Source organism: Variovorax sp. GW821-FHT09B05, from assembly GCF_059418265.1.
Genome location: NZ_JBWKPN010000006.1, coordinates 468221 through 476378 on the forward strand (window position 1 = coordinate 468221; position 8158 = coordinate 476378).

Consider the following 8158-nt stretch of genomic DNA (forward strand, 5'->3'; position numbering starts at 1 on the left):
GGCGGAAGGGTGCGGGCATCGTGCAATAGCCGTGCCCGCCACGCGGGCCCGGCCCGCAACCTTGAATCGTGCCCGAACAGCCCTATTTTGGATGCAGGAATACCACCATGCGACAAGACAAACTCACCACCAAGTTCCAGGAAGCGCTGGGCGACGCGCAGTCGCTCGCGCTCGGCAACGACAACGCCTACATCGAGCCGGCCCACCTGCTGGCCGCGATGCTGCGCCAGGACGACGGCCCGCGCGCGCTGCTCGAGCGCGCCGGGGTCAACGTGCCCGGCCTCGCCCAGGCCGCCGAGGCGGCCATCAAGAAGCTGCCCCAGGTGCAGGGCCACGACATCGTGCAGGTCGGCCCCGAGCTCGGCAAGCTGCTGCAGGCGACCGAGAAGGAAGCCCTCAAGCGCAACGACCAGTTCATCGCGGGCGAACTCTTCCTGCTGGCCGTGGCCGACAGCAAGAGCGACGTCGGCCGGATCGCCAAGGAGAACGGCCTCTCGCGCAAGTCGCTCGAGTCCGCGATCGACGCGGTGCGCGGCGGCCAGGGCGTGAACAGCGCCGATGCCGAAGGCCAGCGCGAGGCACTGAAGAAATACACGCTCGACCTCACCGAGCGCGCGCGCCTGGGCAAGCTCGATCCGGTGATCGGCCGCGACGAGGAGATCCGCCGCGCGATCCAGGTGCTGCAGCGCCGCACCAAGAACAACCCCGTGCTGATCGGCGAACCCGGCGTGGGCAAGACCGCCATCGTCGAAGGCCTCGCGCAGCGCATCGTCGCGGGCGAGGTGCCCGATTCGCTCAAGGGCAAGCGCGTGCTGTCGCTCGACATGGCCTCGCTGCTGGCGGGCGCTAAGTTCCGCGGCGAGTTCGAGGAACGGCTCAAGACCGTGCTCAACGAACTCGCGAAGGACGAGGGCCAGACCATCGTCTTCATCGACGAGCTCCACACCATGGTCGGCGCCGGCAAGGCCGAGGGCGCGATGGACGCGGGCAACATGCTCAAGCCCGCGCTCGCGCGCGGCGAGCTGCACTGCGTGGGCGCCACCACGCTCGACGAATACCGCAAGTACATCGAGAAGGACGCCGCGCTCGAGCGCCGCTTCCAGAAGATCATCGTGGGCGAGCCCAGCGTCGAGGCCACCATCGCCATCCTGCGCGGGCTGCAGGAGAAGTACGAGGTGCACCACGGCGTGCAGATCACCGACCCGGCCATCGTGGCCGCGGCCGAGCTCTCCGACCGCTACGTCACCGACCGCTTCCTGCCCGACAAGGCCATCGACCTGATCGACGAGGCCGCGGCCAAGATCAAGATCGAGATGGACTCCAAGCCCGAGGTGATGGACCGCCTCGACCGCCGCCTGATCCAGCTGCAGATCGAACGCGAGGCCGTGCGCCGCGAGAAGGACGAGGCCTCGCAGAAGCGCTTCGGCCTGATCGAGGACGAGATCACCAAGCTGCAGAAGGAGATCGCCGACTACGACGAGATCTGGCAGGCCGAGAAGGCCCAGGCCCAGGGCAGCGCGCACGTGCGCGAGGACATCGACAAGATCAAGTTCCAGATCGAGGAATGGAAGCGCAAGGGCGACTTCAACAAGGTCGCCGAGCTGCAGTACGGCCAGCTGCCGGCGCTCGAGAAGCGCCTGAAGGAAGCCGAGGCCAGCGAGGCCAGCAAGGGCAAGTCGAGCGCGCACACGCTGCTGCGCACCCAGGTCGGCGCGGAAGAGATCGCCGAGGTCGTGGCGCGCGCCACCGGCATCCCGGTCGCCAAGCTGATGCAGGGCGAGCGCGACAAGCTGCTCGTGATGGAAGACAAGCTGCACGAGCGCGTGGTGGGCCAGGACGAGGCCATCGGCGCGGTCGCGAACGCGATCCGCCGCTCGCGCTCGGGCCTGTCCGATCCGAACCGGCCCACGGGCTCGTTCCTGTTCCTCGGCCCCACGGGCGTGGGCAAGACCGAACTCTGCAAGGCGCTCGCGGGCTTCCTGTTCGACAGCGAGGATCACCTGATCCGCATCGACATGAGCGAGTTCATGGAGAAGCACTCGGTGGCCCGCCTGATCGGCGCGCCGCCCGGCTACGTGGGCTACGAGGAGGGCGGCTACCTGACGGAAGCCGTGCGCCGCAAGCCCTACAGCGTGGTGCTGCTCGACGAGGTCGAGAAGGCGCACCCGGACGTGTTCAACGTGCTGCTGCAGGTGCTCGACGATGGCCGCCTGACCGATGGCCAGGGCCGCACCGTGGACTTCAAGAACACGGTGATCGTGATGACCAGCAACATCGGTTCGCCGATCATCCAGGCCATGGTGGGCAAGCCGGGCGAGGAGATCAAGGAAGCGGTGTGGGACGAGCTGAAGAACTACTTCCGCCCCGAGTTCCTCAACCGCATCGACGAGACGGTGGTGTTCCATGCGCTCGACGCGAAGAACATCGAATCGATCGCCGCGATCCAGCTCAAGGTGCTGCAGGCACGGCTCGCGAAGATGGACCTGGGCCTCGAGGTGTCGCCGGCGGCGCTGGCCGAGATCGCCAAGGTCGGCTTCGACCCGGTGTTCGGCGCCCGTCCGCTGAAGCGCGCGATCCAGCAGCGCATCGAGAATCCGCTCTCGCGGCTGCTGCTCGACGGCAGCTTCGGGCCGAAGGACACGATCGAGGTCACGACCGACCCGATCCGTTCGCCAGGCCAGTTCGGCTTCGCAAAAGCAGGAAATCCCGGAAAAACCGGGGAACCTGCGGCCGAAGCCTCGGCCTAAGATGGAATGATGAACTTCATTCTTCGCGTGATCCTCGTGATGCTGGGCCTGGTCTTCGCGGCCAGCCTGGCGGTTGCCGTGGTGCTGCTGGCCGCGGTGTGGGGCGTGCGCTACGCCTGGGGCCGTCTCACGGGCAAGCCCGTGACGCCGTGGGTGATGCGCTTCAACCCGCGTTCGGGCTTCGAACGCTTCCGCAGCGCCGCCCAGCCGGCCGAGCCCTCGGCCGCCGACGTGGCCAATGCGCGCGCGCGTGGCGAGTCGGTGCGCAGCCCGCTGCTGCGCGAGCGCGGCGGCAACGTGACGGACGTGCAGGCCCGGCCCGCGACGCGCGGCGAGTAAGCAGCTGCAACACGGCTGCAGTTTTTTTCAGATCACGAAAGGCCGGCTTCGCGCCGGCCTTTTCCTTTCTGGCGACCCTCAGGCGTACAGCGCCTCGATCTCGCCCGCATAGGTCTTGTAGATGCTCGAGCGCCGCACCTTCATGGTCGCGGTGACCTCGCCATCGTCGTGGTCGAGTTCCTTCGTCAGCAGGTGGAAGCGCCGCACCTGCGCCACCTGCGCGAGGCGCGCATTGCCGCGCTGCAGCTCGGCATCGATCAGCTCGCGCACGCGCGGCAGCTCGACCAGCGAACGGAAGTGGGTGAAGGCCAGGCGCTGCGCCTCGGCCCATTTGCCCACGGTCTCGTAGTCGATCTGCACCAGCGCCGAGACGAACTTGCGCCCCTCGGCGATCACGATGCATTCCTTGACGTAGGGGCTGGCCTTCATCGTGTTCTCGATCTCCGAGGGCGTGAGGTTCTTGCCGCCCGCGGTGATCATGATGTCCTTGAGCCGGTCGACGATGCGCAACTGGCCGCCTTCCTCGGCCACCACGTCGCCGGTGTGCAGCCAGCCGTCGCGGATCGAGGCGGCCGTGGCCTCGGGGTTCTTGTAGTAGCCACGGAACACCATCTCGCCGCGGATCTGCAGCTCGCCCTGGTCGCCCACGCGGTGCTCCACGCCCTCGGTCGCCGGCCCCACGGTGCCCACCTTCACCTGGTCGAGCCGGTGGCCGCTGACCATGCCGGTCGATTCTGTGAGGCCGTAGACCTCGACCAGCGGCACGCCCAGCGTGCGGAAGAAGCGCACCACGTCGGGCGGGATCGGCGCGGCGCCTGTCAGCGCCACGCGCGCGTTGCGCAGGCCGATGAAGTTCTGCAGCGCGCGCAGCACGCTCCAGTAGGCGAGGCCGAAGCGCAGCCGCTCGCCCGGGGTCCACTGGGCGCGCGGCTTCTCGGCCAGCGGCGCGCAGGTGGCGAGCGCGCGGCGGTAGAGCGACTGGCGCAGCCGGCCCGTGTCCTGCATCTTGATGCTGATGGAGGCATGCAGCTTCTCCCAGATGCGCGGCACGCCGAGGAACATGGTGGGCGCGACCTCGCGCAGGTCCTCCTGCACGGTGCGTATCGATTCGCCGAAGTTGACCTGCGAACCCAGGTACAGCGGCACGAAGCTGGTCAGCATCTGCTCGGCCACGTGGCACAGCGGCAGGTACGACAGGTGGGTGGTGCGCGCATCGAGTTGCAGCCGCTCGACGATGCCCGGCACCACGCCGCGGATGTTGCGCCACGAGATCATCGCGCCCTTGGGCGCGCCGGTGGAGCCCGAGGTGTAGATCATGAGCCCGATGTCGTCGAGCGACTGCGCGGCCAGCGCGGCGTCGACGCGCGCATCGCCCTCGCGCGCCTGCAGCGCGGCACCGGCGGCCTCGAGCTCGGCGAAGCTCAGGAGGCGTTCGCGCGCCTCGGCACCGTAGCTCGCGAGGCCCTTGGTCTCGATCACGACGATGCGGCGCAGCCGCGGCAGCGCGTCGATGGCCTCGAGCACCTTGTCGGCCTGTTCCTGGTCCTCGCAGACCACGATCTCGATGTCGGCATGGCCGACCACGTAGGCCACCTCATTGGTCGGGCTGGTGGGATAGACGCCCACGGTCACGGCACCGATCAGGCCCGCGCCCATCTGCGCCAGCACCCATTCGACGCGGTTCTCCGAGATCACGCCCACATGGCCGCCGCGCGCCAGGCCCAGCGCCGCGAAACCCAGGCCGACGTGGACCGCGCGCCGGTGGTAGTCGGCCCAGCTCAGCGGATGCCAGATGCCGAAGTCCTTCTGGCGGATCGCGATGCGCGCACCCTGCGCGCGCGCCTGCTCGCGCAGCATCTGCGGCAGGCTTCGTTCGGGGAGGGGATGCGTCATGACAACCAGCGCTTGCGCCGCTTGTAGTGCTTCAACTCGCGAAAGCTCCTCGATTCGCCGGCACCGCCGACGCCCAGGTAGAACTCGCGCACGTCGGGGTCGGCCGCGAGCCGCTCGGCGCTGCCGTCGATCACGATCTTTCCGTTCTCCATGATGTAGCCGCTGTCGGCCACGGCCAGCGCGAGGCTGGCGTTCTGCTCCACCAGCAGCATCGACACGCCGCGCTCGGCGTTGATGCGCGCGATGATCCCGAAGATCTCCTCCACCAGCTTGGGCGAGAGCCCGAGCGAGGGCTCGTCGAGCAGGATCAGCTGGGGCTCGGCCACCAGCGCGCGGCCGATCGCGAGCATCTGCTGCTCGCCGCCCGAGAGGTAGCCCGCGAGGCCGCGGCGCCGCTCGTGCAGCCGCGGGAAGTAGGCATAGACGGCGTCGAAGTCGCGTGCCTGCGCGCCGCGGCCGGCGCGCGCGTAGGTGGCGGCCACGAGGTTCTCCTCGACCGTCAGGTCCTCGAACACGCGCCGTCCCTCCATCACGTGCGCGAGGCCGCGCCGCACCAGCTGCTGCGGCGCGAGCCGCTCGGTGGGCTGGCCGTCGAAGGCGATGCGCCCGGCCTCGAGCACGCCGTCCTCGAGCGGCAGCAGGCCCGAGATGGCCTTGAGCGTGGTCGACTTGCCGGCGCCGTTGCTGCCCAGCAGCGCCACGATCTGCCCGCGCGGCACGGCCAGCGACAGGCCGCGCAGCACCTGCACGACCTTGTTGTAGACCACCTCGATGTTGTTGACCTCGAGGATGGGGCCGCCGCCGGTGTTCATCGCCGCCGTCCGCTCACTTGTCGAGCGAGATCCAGTCGGATGCCGCCACCATCTTCTGCGCCTTCATGTCGGCGCGGTAGACGCGGCCCACCGGAATGGAGTTGCCCTTGATGGTGATCGGCACGCCGATCAGGCCGCCGGTGTCGAAGTCCTTGATGCTGTTGAGCGCGGCCTTGAGGTTCTTGCCGTCCAGCGGCTTGCCGGCATCGAGGGTGCGCTTGGCGGCCTCGGTGAACAGCATGGCGGTGAGGAAGCCCTGGGTGTAGGCGGTGCTCTGGTACTCGGGGCGCAGGGCGCGGATCTTCTCGAGCATCGGCGCCTTGGCCGAGGTGTCGTAGTAGTAGCGGTAGGGCATGACGCCCATGAAGCCGTCGCCGGCCTCGCCCATCTTCATGACGGTGGAGCTGTCCATGGTCCAGAAGGTGCCCATCCACTTGGTGGTCATGCCCATCTGCTTGCCCTGCTGCACGAACTCGGGAATGGGCGCGAGCACGTAGCCGTGGAAGATGGTGTAGTCGGGCGCGGCACGGCGCAGCTTGATGACTTCGGTCGAGACGTCGACGCTGCCGGCTGGCGTCATGATCTTGACGGGCACCGTGAGGCCCAGCTTCCTGGCGGCGGCCTCGCTCGACTCGATGGGGTCGCGGCCGAACTCGGAGTCGGAATAGACGAAGGCCACCTTCGCGCCGGGCTTCTCCTTGGCGATGTGGCGCAGCAGGATGCCGATCATCTCGGTGTAGTCGGGGCCGACCAGGAACTGGTTCGGGTACTTGGCCGGGTCGTTGAGCTCGGTGGCGAACGAAGCGCCGGCCATGAGGATCTGGCCGCTGCGGTCGAGCTCGGGATTGATGGTCTTCGAGAAGCCGGTCGAATCGCCGTAGTAGAGATTGACCTTGTTCTGGCTGGTGATCTTCTTGTAGGTGGCGACCGAGACGTCGACCTTGTAGCCGGTGTCCTCGGGCACGTAGCGCAGCTTGCGGCCCTTGATGCCGCCGCCGTCGTTGACGATCTTCACGTAGTCGGCGATGCCGGCATTGATGCCGATGCCGGCGAAGGCGAACACGCCGGTCATCGGGATCGAGCCGCCGATGACGATGTCCTCGCCCGACTGGGCATGCACGCTGAGCGGTGCCGCGAGCGCGGCGCCGGCGGCCACGATGAGTTCGCGGCGGCGCAGGACGGGGGTCTTCTTGTCGGATGCCATGCTTCGTCTCCTTGTCAGTTCTTGAAAGGCCACAGATGAAAGAAACGGCGGATGCGCCGCCACACTTCGGCGAGCCCGTGCGGCTCGAACACCAGGAAGCCGACGATCAGCAGGCCGAAGACGACCGTGCGCACCGGCGACAGGAAGACGGTCATCTCGTGGCCGCCCGGCAGCAGGTCGAACACCAGCTTGAGCAGCTCGGGCACCATGGTCATGAACACCGCGCCGAGGATGCCGCCGAGGATCGAGCCCATGCCGCCGACGATGATGGCGGCGAGGAAAAAGATCGACATCAGCAGCGGAAAGCTCTCGGGCGTGACGACGCGAAAGAAGTAGGCCCAGAGGCCGCCGGCCACGCCGGCATAGAACGACGAGAGGCCGAATGAGAGCAGCTTGTAGCGCAGCAGTGGAATGCCCAACACTTCGGCCGAGATGTCGCGATCGCGGATCGCGATGAAGGCGCGGCCCACGCGGGTGCGAAACAGGTTGGCGGCGCCTAGCAGCATCAGCACGGTGATCGGCAGGATCAGCCAGTACAAACGGAACGAGGTGTCGAGCGCGATGCCGAAGAGCTGCGCGGGCGGCAGCGACAGGCCGGTGGTGCCCCCAGTGAGCTTGAGGTTGGCGAACAGGAAGTGGGTGATGAACGAGGCCGCGATGGTGGCGATGGCGAGGTACAAACCCTTGACCCGCAGCGAGGGAATGCCGACGACGAGACCGCCCACCATGGCCACGACGCCGCCCGCGAAGAGGTTGAACAGGAAGGGTGTGCCGAAGCGGATCTGCAGGATGGCGACGGTGTACGCACCGAGGCCCATGAACGCGGCCTGGCCCATGCTCACGAGACCGGTGTAGCCGGTGAGGATGTTGAGGCCGGTGGCGCTCGCGACGTTGATGGCGACGAGGCAGGCGAGGTAGAGCCAGTAGTCGCTGGCCATGAAGGGGAACAGCACGAGCAGGGCGGCGCCTAGCAGCAGCCAGGTCTTCTGGGTGCGGGAGTCGAACAGCGCGGCGTCGGCGATGTAGCTTTGCTTGAGGGTGCCTATGCGCATCTGCGTGCCTGCTTTGAAGAGGTGCGAGGATGCGCCGGGGCGCGTGCACAGGACAGCGGGTACTTCCCTCCGCGAATGTCCCCCGCCTTCGGCTCCTCCTTTATTTCGCTG

The 8158-nt window shown here is 67.8% G+C and carries 6 protein-coding genes; 2 read left to right on the top strand and 4 right to left on the bottom strand.

The window, feature by feature from the left end:
• Window positions 1-107: 107 nt before the first annotated feature.
• Entirely contained in the window at window positions 108-2747 is a 2640-nt protein-coding gene (gene clpB, locus AC07RM_RS18945; RefSeq protein WP_208511170.1) for an ATP-dependent chaperone ClpB, read from the top strand.
• Between the two features lie 9 nt (window positions 2748-2756).
• Window positions 2757-3086 carry a hypothetical protein gene (locus AC07RM_RS18950; RefSeq protein WP_256222512.1) on the top strand — a complete coding sequence of 110 codons (330 nt, stop codon included), beginning with the start codon at window positions 2757-2759 and terminating at the stop codon, window positions 3084-3086.
• Between the two features lie 78 nt (window positions 3087-3164).
• Here AC07RM_RS18950 and AC07RM_RS18955 read toward each other — a convergent pair whose 3' ends face one another.
• From AC07RM_RS18955 to AC07RM_RS18970, 4 genes are read right to left on the bottom strand one after another with little or no spacing between them, the layout of a single operon-like run.
• Complete coding sequence (locus tag AC07RM_RS18955; RefSeq protein ID WP_495335490.1) at window positions 3165-4979, bottom strand: AMP-dependent synthetase/ligase; 1815 nt, start codon at window positions 4977-4979, stop codon at window positions 3165-3167.
• On the bottom strand, window positions 4976-5791 hold the full coding sequence (locus tag AC07RM_RS18960) for an ABC transporter ATP-binding protein (protein WP_495335491.1): 816 nt from the start codon (window positions 5789-5791) through the stop codon (window positions 4976-4978). The genes AC07RM_RS18955 and AC07RM_RS18960 overlap by 4 nt, the downstream gene beginning before the upstream one ends.
• A 13-nt stretch (window positions 5792-5804) precedes the next feature.
• Window positions 5805-6995, bottom strand: a complete 1191-nt coding sequence (locus tag AC07RM_RS18965; RefSeq protein ID WP_495335492.1) for an ABC transporter substrate-binding protein — start codon at window positions 6993-6995, stop codon at window positions 5805-5807.
• A gap of 14 nt (window positions 6996-7009) precedes the next feature.
• Window positions 7010-8047 carry a branched-chain amino acid ABC transporter permease gene (locus AC07RM_RS18970; protein ID WP_413763942.1) on the bottom strand — a complete coding sequence of 346 codons (1038 nt, stop codon included), beginning with the start codon at window positions 8045-8047 and terminating at the stop codon, window positions 7010-7012.
• Between the last annotated feature and the right edge of the window lie 111 nt (window positions 8048-8158).